Consider the following 20798-nt stretch of genomic DNA (forward strand, 5'->3'; position numbering starts at 1 on the left):
CGAAAGGGGTGGCGGCTTGACTGTAGCTGCAAAGGTGGCGGTCGAAGGCGCCACCTTTTCATTTGACAAATGCTATGACTACGCGGTGCCGGACCGCCTGAGGGCGGCAGTCTGCCCGGGCAGCATGGTGCTGGTGCCCTTTGGCCGCGGCAATGCGCGGGCCCGCATGGGGGTGGTGCTGGCAGTGGTGGAGCTGCAGCCCAAAAAGCCGCTCAAGGAGCTTTACGACACCGCGCCTGAAAATGCCGTGCTCACCCGCGAGCTGCTGGGCCTGGTGCAGTATCTGAAAGAGCACACGTTCTGCACCTACTACGAGGCGGTGCGCGCGATCATCCCCTACGGGGCGCAGTACCGGGCGCAGCAGGGGCCGGACGGGCCGCGCCTGCAAAAACAGCTGACCGTGCGCACGGTCAGCTGTTACCGGCGCTCGGGACGCGAGGTCCGGCTGACGGCCAAACAGCAGAAAGTGGCGGCGCTGCTGACAGACGGGCGCACCCTCTCGGGCCCGGTGCTGTGCGAGGGGGCCGGCGTGGGGCGCGGCGTGCTGGACACGATGGTCAAAAATGGGGCGCTGGAGGTGGAAAAGCGGGAGCAGCAGCTGGAGGTCTACCAGAATTACGTCCCGGCGCTGCCGGAAGAGCAGCCGCGCCTTTCGCCCGAGCAGACCGCCTGCTGCGCCCGGCTGACGGCGCTGCTGCGGGAGGATGCGCCCCGCGCGGCGCTGCTGTATGGGGTCACCGGCAGCGGCAAGACGCTGGTGTTTGTGCAGCTGATCCGCGAGGCGGTGGCCCTGGGCAGGACCTGCCTGGTGCTGGTGCCGGAGATCGGCCTCACCCCGCAGATGATCTACCGGCTCAAGGCGGTGTTCGGCCGCCGGGTGGCGGTGCAGCATTCGGCCCTTTCCAACTCGGAGCGGCTGCAGCAGTGGCAGCAGATCCAGCGCGGGGAGGCCGACATCGTGGTGGGCACCCGCAGCGCGGTGTTCGCCCCGCTGGACCGTCTGGGGCTCATCATCATTGATGAGGAGCAGGAGCACACCTATGTGTCGGAAAACAGCCCGCGCTATTCCGCCATTGAAGTGGCAAAGCAGCGCGCCTCGTACCATAAGGGGCTGCTGGTGCTGGCCTCCGCCACGCCCGCGGTGGAGGATTACTACGCCGCAGGGCAGGGGCGCTGCCAGCTGCTGCGGCTGACCAGGCGCTACAACGAACAGCCGCTGCCGGCCGTGGAGATGGTGGATATGCGCGGCGAGCTGGCGGCGGGCAACACCGGCGCCATCAGCGGCCGGCTGGCGGAGGAGATCGCAAAAAACCTGGACGCCGGCGAGCAGACCATCCTGCTGCTGAACCGGCGCGGCTACAACACGGTGGCCGTGTGCAGGGACTGCGGAGAAGCGCTGAAATGCAATCTGTGCAGCGTGCCCATGGTCTACCACAAAAAGGAGGACCGCCTGCTTTGCCATTACTGCGGCGGGGCGATCTCACCGGCGCCCCGCGTCTGCCCGGCCTGCGGCGGTGAACTGCGCTATGCGGGCACCGGCACCCAGCGGGTGGAAGAGGAGCTGGAGGCGCGCTTTCCAAAGGCGCGGGTCCTGCGCATGGACATGGACACCACCCAGGGCAAAAACAGCCATGAGCGGCTGCTCTCCGCCTTTGCGCAGGGCCGGTATGACATCCTGATCGGCACCCAGATGGTGGCCAAAGGGCTGGACTTTGCCCGCGTCTCGCTGGTGGGGGTGCTGGGCATCGACCAGCTGCTTTTTGCCCAGAGCTACCGCGCCTTTGAGCGGGTGTTTTCCCTGGTGACCCAGGTGGTCGGCCGGGGGGGCAGGGGCGGCCTGCCGGGCCGGGCGCTGATCCAGACCGTGGACCCGCAGAACCGGGTGCTCAGCCTGGCTGCGGCGCAGGACTACGAGGCCTTTTACGCCGAGGAGATCGCGTTTCGGCGGCTGCACTTGTACCCGCCTTTCTGCAGCCTGTGCATGGTGCAATTTTCCGGTGCGCAGGAGCGGGAGACCGCGGACGCAGCCCGCGCCTTTGGGACATACTTGAAAGAGGGGGCGGCGGGGCGCGGCGATCTGCCGCTGCGGGTGCTGGGCCCCGCGCCTGCCGGGGTGGCCATGCTCCACGGCCGCTACCGCTACAAACTGACCATCAAGTGCCGCAACGACGGCGCTTTCCGCGAGCTGCTGCGTCAGGTGCAGCGGCGCTACAGCGGCAGCCCCTATGTGGGCCGGATATCCGTGAGCATTGATTTTAACAGCGACAGCGACTGAAACCGCCGCGCTGTGGTTTTGACGGAAGGAGACGAGAGAAGATGGCTTTGAGAACGATCGTGCAGGACGGGGACCCCATCCTGAAAAAGGTGTGCCGCCCGGTGACGGACTTTAACGCCCGGCTGGGGCAGCTGATCGACGACATGAAAGAAACTTTGGTGGAGGCCTGCGGGCTGGGCCTGGCCGCGCCCCAGGTGGGGGTGATGCGCCGGGTGTGCATCGTGGTGGACCTGCCCCCCGAAGACGACGGCGCCGCGCCGGAGGAGGGGGAAGAGCCCGAGTACAAATTTATCGAGCTGGTCAACCCTGAGATCATCGACCGTCAGGGTTCGGTGGGGCTGTACGAGGGCTGCCTGTCTTTTCCCGGGCACAACGGCTATATCGAGCGGCCTGAGCAGGTCACGGTGCGGGCGTTTGACCGCGACGGAAACGAGTTTACCCTCACCCGCACAGGCATGACGGCGCGGGCCATCTGCCATGAGCGCGATCATCTGGACGGCGTCACGATCATGGATCTGGCAGAGTATTTTTACGAGGATCAGGAGCACGGCGCAGAGGACGAGGGCGACGCGGAGGAATGATCTTGAGAGAGGGGCAGGGAACGGCATGAAACTGGTTTTTATGGGCACCCCTGAGATCGCGGCCGCCGCTCTGGAGGCGCTGATCGGGGCGGGGCACGAGATCGCGGGCGTTTTTACCCGCGAGGACAAGCCGGTGGGGCGCAGGCAGACGCTGACGCCGCCGCCGGTAAAGGTGGTGGCGCAGAGCCGGGGCATCCCGGTTTTTCAGCCGAAAACGCTGCGGGACGGCGAGGCGGAGCGCATTTTGAAAGAACTGGCCCCCGAGCTGATCGCCGTGGTGGCCTATGGGCGCATCCTGCCCGCGGAGCTGTTGGCCCTGCCCCGCTTCGGCTGTGTCAACCTGCATGTGTCGCTGCTGCCGAAATACCGGGGCGCAGCCCCCATCCAGTGGGCGGTGCTGAACGGCGATGCCGAGACCGGCGTCACCATCATGCAGATGGACGAGGGCATGGACACCGGGGATATTCTTGCGGTGGCCCCGGTCGAGATCGGGCCGGAGGAGACCAGCGCCGACGTGTTTGAAAAGGTGACGGCCCTGGGCGCCCGGACGCTGGCGCAGACCGTGGCGGCCATCGGCGCGGGTCAGGCGCGGCCCGTCCCGCAGGACGGCGCGAAAGCCACCGCCGCCCCGCCGCTGAAAAAGGAGATGGCGGCCTTTGATTTTTCGCAGGACGCACAAAAGCTGCACAACCTGATCCGCGGCCTTTATCCCTGGCCGGTGGCTCAGTTTACGGCCGGGGGCGTCAAGGTCAAGGTGAACCGGGCGCGGGCGGCGGCAGGCGCCGGCGCGCCCGGCGAGGTGCTGGCCCTTAAACCCCTCACCGTCGCCTGCGGCGCGGGCGCGCTGGAACTGCTGGAGGTCGTGCCGCAGGGCAAGCGCCCCATGACCGGGCAGGAGTGGGCTGCAGGCCGGCGCCTGAAAAAGGGCGACCTGCTGCGGCCGGAAGCATGACAACATCCCTGCCGCCGCGGCCCTTGCAGCCCTGCGGGGAAGATCGTCCGGCTTTTAAATAGGAGGCAAACTGTATGTATTTCTACGGCATCGACGTTTATTATATTGTGCTGGTGGTCCCGGCGCTGATCTTTGCCATGTGGGCACAGATTCGGGTCAGTTCCGCGTTCAGCCGCTATTCTCAGATGCGCACGGAGGGCGGCCTCACCGGCGCGGACGCGGCGCGGCTCATTTTGGACCGCAACGGCCTGACCAATGTGGCGGTAGAGCTCACCGAGGGCCGCCTCAGCGACCATTATGACCCGCGCGCAGAGGTCATCCGGCTCTCCCGCGAGGTCTACTACAACGCCACGGTGGCGGCGGTGGGCGTGGCCGCCCACGAGTGCGGGCACGCGGTGCAGCATGCCGAGGAGTATTTCCCGCTCAGGGTGCGCAGCGCGATCATCCCGGTGACCCAGATCGGCTCAAAACTCGCTTTTCCGCTTTTTCTTTTGGGGCTGCTTTTTTCTTATCCCCCGCTCATGGACGCCGGCATCCTGCTGTTCGCGCTGGTGGCGGTGTTCCAGCTGGTGACTTTGCCGGTGGAGTACAATGCCAGCAGCAGGGCCGTGGCGACGCTGTCCGGCAGCGGCATGGTCTCGGCGGAGGAGGAGCGCGGCGTGCGCAAAGTGCTCTCTGCGGCGGCGCTGACTTATGTGGCGGCGCTGGCCACCGCTTTGGCAAACCTGCTGCGTCTGATCTTGATCGCAGGCCGCCGCAACAATCGGAATTAGGGGGATGCAGATGCAATATCCACGCCGCCTGGCGGCAGAAGCGCTGATCCGCATCGAGCGCGGCGGCTATTCCAATCTGGTGCTGGCAGGCCTGCTGCGGGACAGCGGCCTGTCCCCGCGCGACCGGGCCTTTTGCTCCCGGCTGGTGTACGGCGTGCTGGAACGGCGGCGTCTGCTGGACGCGCGGCTTTCGCCCTTTCTCAAAAAACCGGTGGACAAGCTGGACGCCCAGGTGCGCGCTGCGCTGCGGCTGGGGCTCTACCAGCAGCTTTATATGGATGGAGTGCCAAACGCGGCTGCGGTCAATGAATCGGTAAAACTGGTGCGCGCCCTGGGCAAAAGCTCGGCCGCGGGGCTGGTGAACGCGGTGCTGCGCCGGGCCGCCGGGCCCTGGCAGCCCGTCTTTCACAGCGAGGCGGAGCGCCTGGGCGTCACCTGTTCGGTCTCAGACGAGATCGCGGCCCTCTTTATGGATGCCTTCGGCCCGCAGGCCGGGCCGCTGCTGGAGGCCTGTTTTGAGCCTCCGGCGCTGACGGTGCGGGTCAATGCGCTGCGCACCGACCCGGCCGCCCTGGCCGCGCGGCTGAAAGAAGAGGGCGTGCAGGCGGAGCCCGCCTGGGTGCCCGGCAGCCTGCAGCTGTACGGGGCGGGGGAGATCGCCGCGCTGCCCGCATTTCAGCAGGGGCTGTTCCACGTGCAGGGGCTGGCCTCCCAGCTGGCGGCGGCGGCGCTGGACGCGCGGCCGGGCCAGCGGGTGCTGGACCTCTGCGCCGCGCCGGGCGGCAAATCGGCGACCATTGCCCAGGCGATGCAGAATACGGGACAGCTGTTTTGCTGCGACGCGGCCGCTTCCCGGCTGCCGCTGATCGAAAAGCTGCTCGCCCGGCTGGGCGTGACCAACGCCCAGGTGCTGCGCAGCGACGCGGCACAGCCGGTGCCGGAGCTGCAGTCGATGGACCGGGTGCTCTGCGATGTGCCCTGTTCCGGCCTGGGGGTGCTGGCGAAAAAGCCGGACATCCGGTATAAGGACCTGTCGGACCTGCCAAGACTGATAGAGACCCAGCGGGCGATCCTGGCCTGCGGCGCCGAGGCGCTGCGGCCCGGCGGCCGGCTGGTTTACTCCACCTGCACCGTAAACCCGGCCGAAAACCAGGCGGTGGTGCGCGGCTTTCTTGCGCACAGGCGGGATTACAAGCTGCTGCCGCCGCCGTTTGCCCTGCCGGAGGGGGCGCTGGACGATGACGGAATGATTACATTTTTGCCCGGCACGGCCCGGATGGACGGGTTTTTTGTGGCATGTTTGGAAAGATTGTGGTAAAATGAGTGAGTTCAAGGTCAAGATCACCTCGCTGTCCGAAGAGGAGCTGACGCAGTACATACGCGGGCTCGGTCAGCCCGCGTTCCGGGCGGGCCAGATCTTCCGGTGGCTGCACCAGCGCGGCGCCGTCCGGTTTTCCGCGATGACCGATATCCCCAAAGCCCTGATCGCGCAGCTGGACGGGCAGTGCGAGATCGAAAGCCTTGCGGTGGAGCGAAAGCAGGTGTCCAAAGACGGCACGGTAAAGTATCTGTTCCGTCTGCCGGACGGCAACTGCATCGAAAGCGTCGTGATGCGCTACCATTACGGCAACACGATCTGCGTTTCCAGCGAGGTCGGCTGCCGGATGGGCTGCCGTTTTTGCGCCTCTACCCAAAACGGGCTGGCGCGGGTGCTGACGGCGGGGGAGATCGCGGCGCAGGTCTATGCCGCCGCGGCGGATCTGGACGAGCGCATCTCCCATATCGTGCTCATGGGCATTGGGGAGCCGCTGGACAACTATGACAATGTGCTCAAGTTCCTGCGCCTGATCTCTTCGCCGAACGGCGCGGGCATCGGCATGCGGAACATCAGCCTGTCCACCTGCGGCCTGGTGCCGCAGATCGGACGCCTTGCACAGGAAAAGCTGGGCCTGACCCTGTCGATCTCCCTGCACGCGCCCACCGACGCCCTGCGCTCTTCCATGATGCCGGTGAACGACGCCTATCCGCTGGCGCAGCTGATCCCGGCCTGCAGAGCTTATCAAAAAACCACCGGGCGGCGCATCAGCTTTGAGTATTCGATGGTCAAGGGCGTCAACGACAGCCCCGAGTGCGCGCGTCAGCTGGCGCAGCTGCTGCGGGGCATGGGGGCGCATGTCAACCTGATCCCCATCAACCCGGTGGACAGCTCGCCCTATACGGCCAGCGACGCCGCCAATGTGGAGCGCTTTAAAGAGCTGCTGGGCCGTCTGGGCCTCAACGCCACTGTCCGCAGGCGCCTTGGCACGGATATCAGCGCGGCCTGCGGCCAGTTGCGACAGGAGGAAGCCGGCCGCAGGGGCTGATCTTTTTTATTGCTGTCAGACGCCTGTTCCCGCAGGCGTGGGAAAAGCCCTAAGGAGGGAGTGACCACCATGAAGATCGTCGGCAAAACCGATATCGGCAAGCGCCGCACGGAAAACCAGGACAACTACCGCGCCGGCCGCCAGAGCGACGATACCATCTGGGCCGTCGTCTGCGACGGCATGGGGGGCGCGCGCGGCGGTGCGGTGGCCAGCAGCGTTGCTGTGAGCGTGCTGGAGGAGGAGTTCGTCCGCGGCCTGCTGCCGGGGCTGCATTCGGCAGCGATCCGGGAGCTGATGGAACAGGCGGCGCAGCATGCCAACCGCGAGATCTACGATCTGGCCTGTGCCGATCCCTCCAAGCGGGGCATGGGGACCACCCTGGTGGCGCTGGTGCTCAAAAACGGGCTGGCGCACATCGTGCACGCGGGCGATTCCCGCGCGTACCTCTACCGCAGCGGCCGCCTGGAGCGGCTTACGCGCGACCACTCGATGGTGCAGGAGATGGTGGAAAACGGCTCGCTGACCCCGGAGGAAGCGGAAGTGCACCCCAACAAGAACCTGATCACCCGCGCGGTGGGGGTGAACCCCGAGCTTTTGGTGGAGTACGGCGAGCGCCAGGCGCTGCCGGGCGATATCCTGCTGCTGTGCAGCGACGGGCTGACCAACTTCACCAGCGAAGAAGAGCTTTGCGATATTCTGGGCGGCAGTGAATTTTTCGGCGCGGCGGACGCGATGATCGACGCGGCGCTCGCAGCCGGCGGGCAGGACAACATCACCGCGGTGCTGATAAAGGTCGAGGCGACGGAGGATTGAGCATGGATATGTATATCGGCAAGCGGCTGGACGGCCGCTATGAGATCGAAACGCTGATCGGCGTCGGCGGTATGGCCAATGTTTACAAGGCCAAAGACCTGCTGGAAGATCGCGCCGTGGCGGTGAAGATCCTGCGGGACGAGTTCCTCTCCAACGAGGACCTGGTCCGGCGGTTCAAAAACGAGTCCAAGGCGATCTCGCTGCTCTCCCATCCCCATATCGTGCGGGTGTTCGACGTCAGCGTGTCCGATAAGGTGCAGTACATCGCCATGGAATACATCGACGGGGTGACCCTGAAAGATTATATCGAGCAGCGCAGGGTGCTGACCTGGAAAGAGACCCTCCACTTTATCACCCAGACGCTGGAAGCCCTGCAGCACGCCCACAACAGGGGGATCGTGCACCGGGACATCAAGCCGCAGAATATCATGGTGCTGGCGGACGGGTCGATCAAGGTCATGGATTTTGGCATCGCGCGCTTTTCCCGGGGCGAGTCCCGCACCACCACGGACAAGGCGATCGGCTCGGTCCATTACATCAGCCCCGAGCAGGCAAAGGGCGAGGCCATCGACCTGCGCGCCGATCTCTACTCCACCGGCGTGATGATGTACGAGATGCTCACCGGCAAGCTGCCGTTTGAGAGCGACAGCGCCGTCTCGGTGGCCATCAAGCAGATCTCGGACGAGGCCGTGCCGCCGTGCAAGGTCAACCCGGAGATCCCGGAGGCGCTGGAGGCCATCACGATGAAAGCCATGGCCAAGGATGTGCGGCGCCGCTATCAGACGGCGGGCGAGATGCTGGCCGCTATCGAAGAGTTCAAAAGGAATCCCAGCGTCCGTTTTGAGTACGAGTATTTAAAAGAGGATTCTCCGACGAGGTATATTGACAAAGTGGTTAACAAGTCGAAACGATCGCAGCCCGCCCCCCGCGGCGGAAAAAAGTCCGGCCAGCCGTCCGGCCCCAAAAAATCCAAACTCCGCTTCACCGTGCCCATTCTGGCGGGCATGGCGGTGGCGTTTGCGGTGGGGGCGGGCATCCTGTGTTTTTTGATCTTCAGGACCAGCGGCCTGTTCAGCACCAAGCCGGACGTGGAGGTGAGCACCTTCACCGGCATGACGTTGAACGAGGCGAAAAAGAACGGCGATTTCAAGTTTGAGACCGTGGAGGTCTACAACGCCAACGTGGAGGCGGGGGTCATCTTCGACCAGAGCCCCAAACCGCCCAAGATCGTCAAGCAGGGCTCCCGGATCACCGTCAAGGTGAGTTTGGGAAAACAGGAGGTCAAGGTGCCGGAGCTTTCCGGCCTGACCCGCGGCCAGGCGGAAAAGGCGCTGACTGAACTCGGGCTGATGGTCAGCATCGTGCCCGAGCAGAACGACAACGTCCAGGAGGGCAAGGTCATCCGCACCAATCCGGAAAAGGGGACCAAGCTGGAGAGCGGGCAGACCGTGGTCCTGTATGTCAGCCGCGCGGCCCGCAGCGAAAAGGTCAAGGTGCCTGACCTGACCGGCCTCACCAGTGAAGCGGACGCCTCCAAGGTGCTGGAGCCGTTGCGCCTGCGGCTGGGCACCCGGACGACGGTGGAGAACACCGCCCCCGCGGGCACGATCGTCGGCCAGGACCCGGTGGGCGGCACCGAGGTCGCGGTGGGCAGCAAGATCAATATCCAGGTCAGCTCGGGCGTGGTGGAACCCACCGAGCGGACGATCGCCGTCACCATCACCTTTGACCCCTATGTGCCGGACGGGCACTGGGCGGCGGATTTCCCGGGCGGACACAGCGAGTTCGACGTGACCCAGACCAGCCGCGTGTGGACCTTTACGGCGGTGGGCACCAGAGGGCCGTCCACAATCACGCTGTCCAACGGGATGCAGATCGGCATCGACTTTGACACCGAGACGGTGAAGAACATCGAGGTGAACGGCACACCCCCGACGCCGACACCGGTGCCTACGCCGGTGCCCACGCCGACGCTGGAGCCGACGCCGGTGCCGACGACAGAGCCCACACCGGTGCCTACCACAGAGCCGGCGCCCACAGAGACGCCGGTCCCCAACCCCTGACCGCAGGCCGGCCGTGCCGGATGCTGCGGACCTACTTAAAAGAGAAACGGGAAACCGTATGCAGCAGCTTCAAAAAGAAAATCGGATCATGAAAGGCATCGGCGGCTTCTACTATGTGCAGACGCCGTCCGGGCCTGTCGAGTGCCGCGCAAAGGGGATATTCCGCAAGAGGGGGATATCCCCTTTGGCGGGCGACCTGGTGCGGCTGGAAAGCGAGGGCGGCGGCACGGTCATCGCGGATATCCTGCCGCGCAAGAATTTTTTTGTGCGCCCGCCGGTGGCCAACCTGGACCTGCTGTTTGTGGTGGCGGCCACTGTGGAGCCCGCCCCCAATTTTCTGGTGCTGGACAAAATGTGCGCCATCGCGCTGGACAAGGGCGTCACCCCGGTGCTTGTGGCCACCAAGACCGACCTGGCGTCTGCGGACAGCTTCTCGCAGGTGTACGCCCGCAGCGGCATCGAGGTGCTGCTGGCCGGACAGGATGAGGACGCGGCGCTGGCGCGGATGCGCGAGCTGATCGCGGGCCGTCTGTGCGCGTTTACCGGCAATTCCGGCGTGGGCAAATCCACGCTGCTGAACCGGCTTTTGCCCGGCCTGCGGCAGGAGACGGCCGGCATCAGCAAAAAGCTGGGCCGCGGCCGCCACACCACCCGCGAAGTGGAGCTTTTCGAGGCGTTCGGCGGGCTGGTGGCGGATACGCCGGGCTTTTCCTCCCTGGATATGGAGCGGGCCAATGTGATCCTGAAAGAAAATCTTCAGTTCTGTTTTCCCGAGTTTGAACCGCTTTTGAACCAGTGCCGCTTCACCGGCTGTTCTCACCGCAGGGAAAAGGACTGCGCAGTGCGCCGTGCCGTGGAGCAGGGCCTGATCCATCCGCGGCGCTACGAAAACTATCTGACGATGTACGAAAACGCCAGCGCCATCAAGGAGTGGGAACAAAATGGCTGACAAAAAAGGACGCTGCGTCGTGCTGGCGGGCGGCCCCATCCGCGCGGAAGAGCTGCGGCTGCTGCGGCCGGGAGACACCGTGTGGGCGGCAGACGCGGGCCTGAAAGCGGCGCGGAGAGCCGGCCTTGTGCCGGAACTCTGCCTGGGGGACTGGGATTCCTGCGAGCGGCCACGGGACGCAAAGGAGCTGATCGCCCTGCCCGCTGAAAAGGACGATACCGACACCCATCACGCGGCGCGGCTCATCGCGGAGCGCGGGTTTGCGGAGGCGCTGCTGCTGGGCTGTCTCGGCGGCAGGCTGGACCACACGCTGGCAAACCTCAGCACCCTGCTGTATCTGACCGGGCAGGGGGTCCGCTGCTGGCTGGTGGGCGCCGACGCCGCGGTGACGGCGCTGCACAGCGGCAGCCTGCGGCTGCCCCGGCGGCCGGAGTGCTATTTTTCTGTTTTCGCGGCCGGCGGCGAGGCCCGCGGCGTGACCCTGCGGGGCATGAAATACCCGTTGGACAGGGCCCTGGTGACCGAACAGTTCCCCATCGGGGTCAGCAATGAGATCTTGCAGGAAACAGGCGAAGTCACGGTGGAAAACGGCACTTTACTGCTGGTTTACAGCAAAAGGGAGTAACGCGGCGCGCCCCCGCCGTATATAATGGTGCAAAGGCGGCCCGGCGATCTTGCTGCCGGGCCCCGAGCAAAGCAGGGCCGCCCCGGGCGTCGCTGCTGAACCATAGAAAGAAGGGGTCTTGTGCAGGTCGTCGTATGGAAAAGCCCGAAAGCGCTCAGCGGGATCTTGAAAGCGATTTTCAAGATCAGAAACGAAAAGTAAAAACAAGCGCCCCCGGCAGGCTGCGGACAGCCGCGCCGGGGGCGCTTGTTTTTTGTCCATTTTCCGTCATAGCCCCGCCGCGGACTGAATATAGTTTAATCAGAACGCGAAAGGGGCGAGGATGATATGGATTTGAAGGTGTTCCGGGACACTGTCAGCGTGTCCCAGCAGCTTTGCGACTTGACGCTGGAGCACCCGGTGGAGACCGAAATTCTGATCCCGGACTATCAGCCCGAGATCTTCAAGATCGTTAAAAGCTTTGTGACCCCCGTGATCCTGCAAAAGCAAGTGCTCGGCGGCAAACTGACCCTGGAGGGCTATCTGCGGGTGAGCGTGCTCTATCAGGGAGAAGAGGACCAGAGCCTGTGCCAGGTGGAACAAAAACTGCCCTTTTCCAAATCGGTCGAGCTGAAAAACGGCGGCTACAGCAGTTACCGGGTCAGCGTGCACGGCGAAAATGAATATCTGAACACCCGGGCCATCAACTCCCGGCGCATCGACGTAAAGGGCGCCTATGCCTTTGCCGTCGTCGCCTGCGGGCAGATGGAGCAGGAGATGGTGACGGCCCTGTCCGGCGCAGGGGCGCAGCAACAGCTGGTGCCGGTCAATTTTACCCGGGTAGTGGCGGATATCGAGAAGCCTTTTTCGGTGGAGGACAGCTTCAGCTTCCCCACCCAGCCGGCGGCGGTGCTGTATACCGGCTGTACGGGCAGCATCTCAGAGATCAAGCTCATCTCGGGCAAAGCGGTGGTCAAGGGGACGGTGCATGCGGCGGTGACCTACCGCAGCGCGCCGGGCTATGCGCTGGAACAGGCCGAAAAAGAGCTTCCCTTCAACCAGATCGTGGATATTGAAAATCTCACCGAGGACTGTGAGTGCCACGTGGAGATCGTGCCCCAGGGCTGCACGCTGGTGGAGGGCGGCGAGGAGGCCGGGGGCACCACGATCAGCGTTTCCAGCAGCCTTTCGGTGCTGGTGCTGCGGCAGAACCTGGCCTATGCCGTGGGCGACGCCTTTTCGACCCAGTACGAGGCGGAAGTGACCACCAAACCGCTGATCGCCGAGCGGCTGGTGGACAATTTCCACAACACCGTCACGGCCAGCAGCGCCGGGGCCCTGCCGGACGAGGGCTGCACGATCATCGACTGCCTGGCCACCCCGCTGCCGCTGGAAACGGTCACCGAGGAGGGGGAAGTCAGCATCCGCGGACGGGTCATCGCCCATCTTCTCTGCTGCAACAGCCTGGGCGAGCTGGAGTGCTATGACAAGCCCTGCGAATATGTGCTGCCGAAAAGATACGCGGCCGGCAGCGGCGGCGTATCCGTGGAGGTGAACGCCCTTTTTGAAGGGGCTCGGGCCCAGAAAAACGGCGGCGAGGCCAGCTGCGAGGTCACGCTTTCCGTGAGCGGCACAGTCATGGAACGGCAGAAGCTGGAGGTGCTCGACGAGATCACCTGCAAAGAGCCGCTGCCGCCGGATGAAGACGAGATCGCGCTGCGCATCTACTACGGGCGAGCGGGCGAACAGATGTTTGAGATCGCAAAGCGCTATCACGCGGACCCGGAACAGATCGCACAGCAGAGCGGTGTTGAGGGCGACGTGCTGCAGGAAAACACCCGGCTGCTGATCCCGGCGGCGGAGTGAGGGGAGGTGAGCATCAGATGGATTACAGCATTTATAAAGAACTGATCGAGCGCACGGGCGGGGACATCTATATCGGGGTGGTCGGCCCGGTGCGCACCGGCAAGAGCACTTTCATCAAAAAATTCATGGAGACGCTGGTGTTGCCCGCGATCCAGAACCAGAACGTCAAGCTGCGGGCGGTGGACGAACTGCCGCAGAGCGCGGCCGGGCGGACCATCATGACCACCGAGCCCAAATTTATCCCCGAACAGGCGGTAAATGTGGAACTGGAAGAGGGGATCAGCTTCCGCACCCGGCTCATCGACTGCGTGGGCTATATGGTCAGCGGCGCCATGGGCAGCGTTGAGGGCGAAAAGCCGCGCATGGTGAAAAGCCCCTGGTTCGATCACGCCGTTCCCTTTGACGTGGCGGCGGAGACCGGCACCAAGAAAGTCATCTGCGAGCACTCCACCATAGGGCTGGTGGTCACCACCGACGGCAGCATCAGCGATATTCCCCGCGAGGCCTATGAGGCCAGCGAGCAGCGGGTCATCGATGAGATGAAAGCCACCGGCAAGCCCTTTACCGTGCTGCTCAACTGCGTGTCCCCGGCCTCTACCGCAAGCGTTGCCCTTGCAAAACAGCTGGAGGAGAGATACGGCGTCGGCGTGCTGCCGGTGAGCTGTGTTGATCTGGACGAGGCGGCGATCTGCGAGATCCTCAAGAGCGTACTTTACGAGTTCCCTGTCCGCGAGATCGGCTTTTCGATGCCCAAGTGGGTGACCATGCTGGGGCCGGAGCACTGGCTGCAGCAGGACGTCTACGCGGCGGTGCAGCAGTTTGCGGCCGGGGTGGAGCGGGTGCGGGACCTGCGGCGCGAGCAGAAGATCGAGAGCGAATTTGTGGCGCGGTCGGGCGTGACCAGGGTGGACCTTGGCACCGGCGTGGCGCGGGTAGAGGTCACGCTGCAGCCCGACATCTTTTACCGGGTACTGGGGGAGACCACGGGCCTGGAGATCTGCGACGAGGCTAGCCTGATGCCCTGCATCATCAACCTGGCACGGATCCGGAAAGAGTATGAAAAGATCAAGGACGCGATGGACCAGGTGGAGGCCACCGGTTACGGCATCGTGATGCCCACCATCGACGAGCTGCATCTGGAGGAGCCGGAGATCGTCAAGCAGTCGGGACGCTACGGGGTAAAGCTGCGGGCCAGCGCCCCCTCTATCCAGATGCTCAAAGTCAACATCACCACCGAGATCAACCCCATCGTCGGCTCTGAAAAACAGAGCGAGGAGCTGGTCCACAGCCTGCTGGATGAATTTGAGGAGGACCCTATCCGCATCTGGGAGTCCAACATTTTCGGCAAATCCCTGCACGAGCTGGTCAACGACGGGCTGCAGGGCAAATTGCTGCACATGCCCAGCGAGGCGCGCATGAAGCTGCAGGAGACCATGGAACGGGTCATCAACGAGGGCTGTCAGGGCCTGATCTGCATCATCCTCTGACGGGCCGCATCAACAAAACAAAAGGGCAGGAGCGCCGGAGACCGCAGCCGGCGCCCCTGCCCTTTTCTGCAGCCCTGAAACAAAGCGGCCCCCTGCGCGCCGCGGGGACAGGCAAACCATGCGAAATCAAAAATAAAGAGAAACGGGAAAAGCGGAGGCTGGAAACCGCGCTTTTATAAGGACCGGCCGCTCTGCGGGCGGCGCGCATTGTGATAGCAGAGCGCGGCAGGAGGCGCAGGGGCCGTCCTTATGGACTGCCTGCGCCGCCGTTTTTTGCGGTTTTTCGATGCAAAGCCGCAGAAAACATGGTATAATAACCAAAAAGCGGTCACGGCGCCGCCCATGCACATCATCCGCCCTGCGCGCAGCTGCACAGCGGGCGGCCGGCTTTTGAGGCTGCCGCACAGGCCCTCCGCGTCTGTGCGGCTAACGATAAAAGTACTGTCCTGCCCGGTCTTGGATCCGGCAGCCCGTTTCCTGCGGCGGGGCTGCTTTGCGCCTGGCGTTCCGGGCATAATAAAAACAAAGGGGAACGGTTTGCCCCGGTACGGAGGGAACACGACGCATGGCCTTGTTTAAGGGAACGGTAAAAACAGCGCTCAAGCTGCTGCTTCTTTTGCCGCTGGTGCTGCTGGTGCTCTGGGTCAACTATTTCGTGGATCAGACGGGGCTGTTCCGGGGCGGAAAATATGAGTTGGAGCTGGCGCAGATCCTGCTGGGAGGCGACGCGGTCTCCAATTTCACCAAAATGGACGAGCGGGAAGTGCTGAAGCTTTACATCAAAAACATGCCCCAGCCCTATGACACCCTGGTGGTGGGGTCCAGCCGCGGGCTGCAGATCACGGCCGCCATTGCGGGGGAAACCGGCACCTTTTACAACGCCGGCATGTCGGGGGAGGATTTTTACGACATTGTGGGCACCATCGCGCTGCTGGACAAGTATGACCGGCTGCCGAAAAACATGATTTTGGTGCTGGACCCCTGGATATTGAACGACAATGTGGACAGTTACAGCAAGCGGTCGGACGCAGACCTGGCCAATGAGTTCCTTAGCGAGACGCTGGGGTTCCATGAGAGCTATGAGGCGCAGGATCGCAGCCGGTACACAGAGGCGCTGCTGGACCTCGACTATTTTCAGAAAAATGTAGCCTACCACTTTGCGGATCACTCAGATGAGGACCAGCCCTCCCGCGTGAGCGGCAACGTTTACGAGCAGGCCACCGAGACCAAAATGCCGGACGGCACCCTGCTGTACACCCGGGAATATCGCGAAAACTCGCAGGAGTGGGTGGACCAGGAAGCCCTTTCACGGGCAAGCAGCATACTGCCTTTTGGTTGCTATGATTTTACCGTGCTCAATGAAAAGCGCTGTGCCCAGTTTGAAGCGGTGATCGACTTTTTGCGGGAAAAAGGAGTGGAGCTGACTTTTGTGCTGAGTCCATTTCATCCGATTTTTTATGACAAATTGGCCGGAACGGAAAATGCACGGGGAGTCTTGCTGACTGAAATTTATTTTAACCGCATGGCACGTCGGCTGCAGATCCCTTTTTATGGCTCTTATGATCCCGCGCAGGCCGGCTGCAGCAATGAAGATTTTTATGACGGTTTACATGTGCGCAGAGAATCCATCAAGAAATTTTTCTTTGGTATCCATGCTTCTCTCGTATGATCCGGGGAGATTTTCAGGCCGGAGGATGGCAGATCAGACCGCATAGTGGGAAAGAAGAATAAAGAGGACCGACATGCTGAAGCGTGTCGGTCCTTTTGTGATTATCTTCCAGCGGAACAGGACGGTTTCCCACCAAAGGACCAAACATATTGCGGCGAGATGTTTTAAACAGAGCTGAAAGCGGGAAGAGATTTTAGAATCTTTTCAGATGGAAGAAAGTTGTATTCACCGCTGAAGATGCATGGCATGCCCTCTCCGCAGGACGACAGAGGGATACGGCGGCGGGCATGCCTCTCGGACAATGTGTTGATTCTTTACTTTATGTCAGGAGATTCGGGACGATTCTTGCGATGAAAAAAAGCGGACACAAAATTTTTTGCTTCTACTGCAGAAATTGATGTAAGATTGTGATATTTTCCGGCGTTATCCACATATAAGAATATTAAATAAAGCAAAATGCACTGGTGAAAGGAGGACACGCAGTGAAAAAAGTATTTTATCTCTCCTGTTCAGCGCTGTGGATGCTGCTGCTCATGGTACAGCATTACCGGGGGCAGAGCTTTTTGCTGGAAGATCTTGTCCTCGTGGTCAGCATCATGGTGTTTTTGGGGCTGTTTGCAGTGGAATACGCCAAAGGCAAAGAGCGGAAAGCGCCGCCGTGTGAACCCCGCATCATGATCCCCAAAAAGCCTTAGAAAAAACAGATAAAAGGGGCGGCTGCAAAGCGAACAGCCCCCGATTATGCAGACAGCACAAAAAAGCGGGGTCCTAAGTAGGAAAACGAGGTTCTAAGTGGAGAGGCGGCGTGCAAGCGGCGCCTCTCCGGTCTTTAGCTGGTTGCGCTCATAATTGTAGAAATGGAGAAAATGATCAATCATATCGTTGGCTTCAGCGAATGTATTTGGTTTACGGCGGTAGATACGCTCTACCTTGAGGATAGAAAAGAAGTTCTCCGCCATAGTATTGTCGTAGCAGTTTCCACGCCTTGACATAGAGGGCGTTATGCCGTATTCTTGAGTCAGGTTAAAGTATGCTTGCGAGGTGTACTGAAATCTCTGGTCGCTGTGGAGCTGTAACTCTGCAGTGGCCCTTTTTTGCTTCATAGCAAGGTGAATTGTATCTAAGACAAGGTTTACCGTCTGCCGGGTTGCGGTCTTGTATACCACAACACTGTTGTCATAGAGATCGCGGATCATGGACAGATAGAGTACCCCTTGTTTCGTAAAAATATAGGAGATATCCGTCGCCCATTTCTGCTTAGGATGCGCTGCGCGAAACTCCCGATTGAGCAGATTTTCATATTTGTGAACCTGCTGTCCCATCTGGACGCACTTTCTGCGCCGGCGAATTTCAGACAGCAGATCATACTTCTTCATGATTCTCAGGACCGTCTTGGGATTACGATGGATGTTATGGCTTTTCAGCCATAACCACATCCTGCGGTAGCCATAGGTTTGGAAACATTGCTCACGCTGCTTGGCGATCATCTCGGCAAGCTCAGCGTCCTTTTCTGTTCTCCCAAGGCGGTGAACAAAGTCATAGTAACCACTCCTGGACACAGCAAAAAATCGGCACATGACTGTGATCGGATATTCCATCCTATGGCGATAAATCACATGATACTTTACCCTCGCTCTCACTTCCTTCCTGTCAATTCCAGAAAATCCCGCAGCAGCTTATTCTCCATCCTCAGACGATTGATTTCATAGGCCTGCTCTGCCACTACGTTTCTTGGTGTGCCATCGCTCCTTGGCCTTCCCTTGGGACGAGGTATGATTCCCGCCGCCAGCTTTGCCTGTTTTCGGTTATATCGTGTGATTCATGTTTCAACCTGTTTGAGTGTTAACCCTAACCGCTCGCCTATCTCACGTCGTGTCTTTCCCCCCGCCCGCATCTCCATAATTTCCGCTTCCATTTTTGTGTACTTCCGTTTTTCCATAAAATGGCCCCCTGATGTAGTCTTATTTTCCTACATCAGGGGGCCATTTGTCTATTGTCTGTTTTTACTGGGGCTGTTCAAAAGCGGTCGCCCTTTTTATCTGTTTTTTGGACCCTGGCGCACGAGACCGCCAGCGCGCGCGGGGACGGGAACAAATGCGCCTGCGCGCCGAGCACGGAAATGGAAAAGCGCGCTGCGGACCGGAGATTTCCCCATGGGGAAAGTCCTGTTTACCGGTAAAAGTTTCTTTAGGGGGCGGATGACTATCAGCCTCCTGTACGCCGAGAAATCAGGCCTAAAAATAGCCGCGGCAAAGCGAAGCCTATTTTTTCGGCCCTTCGCCCCGGTCGTCCCGCAGGGACGAGGGGCAGGCCATCAGGATAAGTCTTTTTTATTGTGGAGCAATAAAAAACGCTCACAGATCCCGCCGAAAAAACGGAACCTGTGGGCGCCGGTGTGATAAAGCCCTGAAATACTATTCTGCAGACGGGGGAGAGCCCATCTGTTCCCCGGCCGCCGTGCCTTTTTCTTCATACAGATGCCAGCGGTTTTTGCCCAGCGCTTTTGCCTGATAGAGCGCCGCGTCAGAGTGCTGGTACAGCGTCTTGAAGTCGGCGCCGTCCTCCGGGGCAAAAGCAATGCCCACCGAACAGGACAGCTCGCAGCGGACGCCGCGAATGGGGTAGACCCCGTGCAGCGTCCGGCAGATCTGGTCGGCTTTTTTGAAAGCGAGTTCCCGGTGAGGGATGCCATAGAGAAAGACGAAAAATTCATCTCCGCCCAGCCTGGCGAGAATGTCTCCTTTCCGCAGCATGGAGGAAAGGCGGGAAGCAAAGTTGACCAGCACTTCATCGCCGAACTGGTGGCCGAAAGTGTCGTTGATATTTTTAAAGTTGTCGATATCCATCATAAAGGCGGCGCACAGGGTGGCCGTGCCGCGCAGGGCCTGTTCCACCAGCCTGCGGGCGGTAGAGCGGTTGTACAGCCCGGTCAATGGGTCGCGTTCTGCCTTGCTGCGCAGGGCGAGCTCCTGCCGCATCTGGCGGTCGATGTCCTGCATATGGATAAAACAGCACACGTCGTTGCCCGGCGGCGCCTGAATGAGGGTGGCGGTACAGTGGACCCAGATCATCTTCTCTTCCGGGCCCAGCCGCAGATAGTCCAGCCGCACCTCGCGCTGGCCGTCGGCAAACGCGTCGAGCAGGGCCTTTCGGTTGAACTTTCCAAACATTTCTTCGCGATGGTCGGGATGTACCAGCAGATTGACCGCCGTGCCCACCAGCTGGGAGTAGCTGCACCCGGGCAAAAGCCCCAGCTGATCCGCCCAGGAGGAAGAGATCTGCATCACCTTATCCTGGGTGAGGTTTGCCTCGTAAGTGCAGACCGCGTTGGAAAACATGGCGGCGCGGTACTGCTGTTCCTGCGCCGAGCGCTGTTCCAACAGCTTTTCCCGGGTGATGTCGCGGGTGGTGCCCACAATACGCATCGGTTCGCCCTCGGCATCCTGCACCCGGTTCGCGTGGATGGAGACCCAGTGCCAGTCGCCGTCCAGCCCGCGTATCTGCAGCGCGGTATCCACGGCGGACAGATCGCCTCCCTGCCGCATCAGACGCTGAAAAGCGGAGATGCTGTCGGGGTGGATGACGCCTTCACGCAGCAGCGTCGCCTCCACGTCGTCGATGACGGCGCGGCGGTCAAAGGGGCTGTTTTCCAGCGCCTGGCCCTCGCTGAACTGGCGCAGCCTGCGGCTGGACAGATCATATTCCCACATCATCGTCCCGGTCTGCTGCAGGGCCAGCTGGTAGCGCTCTTCGCTGGCCGCCAGCCTTTCCTGCGTCCGGGCGAGCTCGGTGACTTCGGTGGACAGGCTCAAAAAGGCGATGCGGTCGCCGCCCGGGCCCAGCAGGTCCGAGATGGAGACCCGGAACGCGCGCCCATCGGGCCGGTGCTGTACAGCCGGGGCCTCCCCGCGCAGATAGCGCCGGATGCAGCAGTCGTCGGTGCCGCACAGCGGGGTGCTGCAGATCGAGCACGGACGCCCCACGCATTCCTCCAGCGTCAATCCGAGCAGCTGCTCCGACGCCCGGTTGAGGAACAACAGCCGAAAATCCGTGTCGATGATAAAAAACGGATTTTCCATGGAGTAGAGCACGTGTTTGTAAAATTCATTGTCCATATCCGCCCAAAAAGCGACGGGCTTGTCCCGGTCCATCTGCTGCGGCACCTCCTTTCAATGCGGTTTCAGGGCAGAAGCGTTTTGCCGGCGGCTCCGACCGGCATTCTGGACCGCTGCGGGCCCTGATTTTTGTCTTGAGTTCAGAATACCCTATTTTGTGAAAAAAGACAACAAAAAATTGCTGTGTGCATTCAAAAAAGCGTCTCGAACGGGAAACTTCGCGGGAAAAAGGTTTACAAAGCCGGGCGCACAGTTTTATAATAAGTAGCTGTCAGCGATATTTTAAGG

Annotated in this window: 16 protein-coding genes; 14 read left to right on the forward strand and 2 right to left on the reverse strand. The window is 61.6% G+C overall.

What is annotated here, in order from left to right:
• Positions 1-16: 16 nt before the first annotated feature.
• The 14 genes from priA (at position 17) to H8S23_RS11955 (ending at position 17090) form a co-directional block, all read left to right on the forward strand.
• Positions 17-2275: a replication restart helicase PriA gene (priA, locus tag H8S23_RS11890; RefSeq protein WP_186888553.1), complete on the forward strand. Its 2259-nt coding sequence runs from the start codon at positions 17-19 to the stop codon at positions 2273-2275.
• A 41-nt stretch (positions 2276-2316) separates the two neighbouring features.
• Positions 2317-2856 (forward strand): peptide deformylase, encoded by a 540-nt coding sequence (gene def / locus H8S23_RS11895; protein WP_186888554.1) that lies wholly within the window; start codon positions 2317-2319, stop codon positions 2854-2856.
• A 25-nt stretch (positions 2857-2881) separates the two neighbouring features.
• Positions 2882-3808: a methionyl-tRNA formyltransferase gene (gene fmt / locus H8S23_RS11900; protein ID WP_186888555.1), complete on the forward strand. Its 927-nt coding sequence runs from the start codon at positions 2882-2884 to the stop codon at positions 3806-3808.
• Between the two features lie 74 nt (positions 3809-3882).
• Positions 3883-4581: a zinc metallopeptidase gene (locus H8S23_RS11905; protein ID WP_186888556.1), complete on the forward strand. Its 699-nt coding sequence runs from the start codon at positions 3883-3885 to the stop codon at positions 4579-4581.
• A 10-nt stretch (positions 4582-4591) separates the two neighbouring features.
• A complete protein-coding gene (rsmB, locus tag H8S23_RS11910) occupies positions 4592-5899 on the forward strand; it encodes a 16S rRNA (cytosine(967)-C(5))-methyltransferase RsmB (RefSeq protein ID WP_186888557.1) in 1308 nt (435 codons plus the stop codon).
• Position 5900: 1 nt separating this feature from the next.
• Positions 5901-6944, forward strand: a complete 1044-nt coding sequence (gene rlmN, locus H8S23_RS11915) for a dual-specificity RNA methyltransferase RlmN (protein ID WP_186888558.1) — start codon at positions 5901-5903, stop codon at positions 6942-6944.
• Between the two features lie 69 nt (positions 6945-7013).
• Positions 7014-7757: a Stp1/IreP family PP2C-type Ser/Thr phosphatase gene (locus tag H8S23_RS11920; protein ID WP_186888626.1), complete on the forward strand. Its 744-nt coding sequence runs from the start codon at positions 7014-7016 to the stop codon at positions 7755-7757.
• Positions 7758-7759: 2 nt separating this feature from the next.
• Positions 7760-9820 (forward strand): Stk1 family PASTA domain-containing Ser/Thr kinase, encoded by a 2061-nt coding sequence (gene pknB, locus H8S23_RS11925; protein WP_186888559.1) that lies wholly within the window; start codon positions 7760-7762, stop codon positions 9818-9820.
• A gap of 58 nt (positions 9821-9878) precedes the next feature.
• Entirely contained in the window at positions 9879-10769 is an 891-nt protein-coding gene (rsgA, locus tag H8S23_RS11930) for a ribosome small subunit-dependent GTPase A (protein ID WP_186888560.1), read from the forward strand.
• A complete protein-coding gene (locus H8S23_RS11935; RefSeq protein ID WP_186888561.1) occupies positions 10762-11394 on the forward strand; it encodes a thiamine diphosphokinase in 633 nt (210 codons plus the stop codon). The genes rsgA and H8S23_RS11935 overlap by 8 nt, the downstream gene beginning before the upstream one ends.
• Before the next feature lie 327 nt (positions 11395-11721).
• Positions 11722-13239, forward strand: a complete 1518-nt coding sequence (locus tag H8S23_RS11940; protein ID WP_186888562.1) for a DUF3794 and LysM peptidoglycan-binding domain-containing protein — start codon at positions 11722-11724, stop codon at positions 13237-13239.
• Positions 13240-13256: 17 nt separating this feature from the next.
• A complete protein-coding gene (spoIVA, locus tag H8S23_RS11945; protein ID WP_186888563.1) occupies positions 13257-14726 on the forward strand; it encodes a stage IV sporulation protein A in 1470 nt (489 codons plus the stop codon).
• A gap of 565 nt (positions 14727-15291) precedes the next feature.
• Positions 15292-16395 (forward strand): serpin family protein, encoded by a 1104-nt coding sequence (locus tag H8S23_RS11950; protein ID WP_186888564.1) that lies wholly within the window; start codon positions 15292-15294, stop codon positions 16393-16395.
• A gap of 482 nt (positions 16396-16877) precedes the next feature.
• On the forward strand, positions 16878-17090 hold the full coding sequence (locus H8S23_RS11955) for a hypothetical protein (RefSeq protein WP_186888565.1): 213 nt from the start codon (positions 16878-16880) through the stop codon (positions 17088-17090).
• Between the two features lie 93 nt (positions 17091-17183).
• On the opposite strand, the gene H8S23_RS11960 is transcribed toward H8S23_RS11955, so the two are convergent.
• Entirely contained in the window at positions 17184-17993 is an 810-nt protein-coding gene (locus H8S23_RS11960; RefSeq protein WP_243166005.1) for an IS3 family transposase, read from the reverse strand.
• A gap of 816 nt (positions 17994-18809) precedes the next feature.
• Positions 18810-20546, reverse strand: a complete 1737-nt coding sequence (locus tag H8S23_RS11970) for a sensor domain-containing protein (protein WP_186888567.1) — start codon at positions 20544-20546, stop codon at positions 18810-18812.
• Between the last annotated feature and the right edge of the window lie 252 nt (positions 20547-20798).

This window comes from Anaerofilum hominis (assembly GCF_014287275.1).
GTDB lineage: Bacteria > Bacillota > Clostridia > Oscillospirales > Ruminococcaceae > Pygmaiobacter > Pygmaiobacter hominis.

Bases quoted from the DNA above. Each gene is read 5' to 3' on its own strand.
- fmt (WP_186888555.1), top strand. From the start codon at position 2,882: ATGAAACTGGTTTTTATGGGCACCCCTGAGATCGCGGCCGCCGCTCTG.
- pknB (WP_186888559.1), top strand. From the start codon at position 7,760: ATGGATATGTATATCGGCAAGCGGCTGGACGGCCGCTATGAGATCGAA.
- H8S23_RS11905 (WP_186888556.1), top strand. From the start codon at position 3,883: ATGTATTTCTACGGCATCGACGTTTATTATATTGTGCTGGTGGTCCCG.
- rlmN (WP_186888558.1), top strand. From the start codon at position 5,901: ATGAGTGAGTTCAAGGTCAAGATCACCTCGCTGTCCGAAGAGGAGCTG.
- rsgA (WP_186888560.1), top strand. From the start codon at position 9,879: ATGCAGCAGCTTCAAAAAGAAAATCGGATCATGAAAGGCATCGGCGGC.
- H8S23_RS11920 (WP_186888626.1), top strand. From the start codon at position 7,014: ATGAAGATCGTCGGCAAAACCGATATCGGCAAGCGCCGCACGGAAAAC.
- spoIVA (WP_186888563.1), top strand. From the start codon at position 13,257: ATGGATTACAGCATTTATAAAGAACTGATCGAGCGCACGGGCGGGGAC.
- H8S23_RS11935 (WP_186888561.1), top strand. From the start codon at position 10,762: ATGGCTGACAAAAAAGGACGCTGCGTCGTGCTGGCGGGCGGCCCCATC.
- H8S23_RS11950 (WP_186888564.1), top strand. From the start codon at position 15,292: ATGGCCTTGTTTAAGGGAACGGTAAAAACAGCGCTCAAGCTGCTGCTT.
- H8S23_RS11970 (WP_186888567.1), bottom strand. From the start codon at position 20,546: ATGGACCGGGACAAGCCCGTCGCTTTTTGGGCGGATATGGACAATGAA.
- H8S23_RS11960 (WP_243166005.1), bottom strand. From the start codon at position 17,993: ATGGAATATCCGATCACAGTCATGTGCCGATTTTTTGCTGTGTCCAGG.
- def (WP_186888554.1), top strand. From the start codon at position 2,317: ATGGCTTTGAGAACGATCGTGCAGGACGGGGACCCCATCCTGAAAAAG.
- rsmB (WP_186888557.1), top strand. From the start codon at position 4,592: ATGCAATATCCACGCCGCCTGGCGGCAGAAGCGCTGATCCGCATCGAG.
- H8S23_RS11940 (WP_186888562.1), top strand. From the start codon at position 11,722: ATGGATTTGAAGGTGTTCCGGGACACTGTCAGCGTGTCCCAGCAGCTT.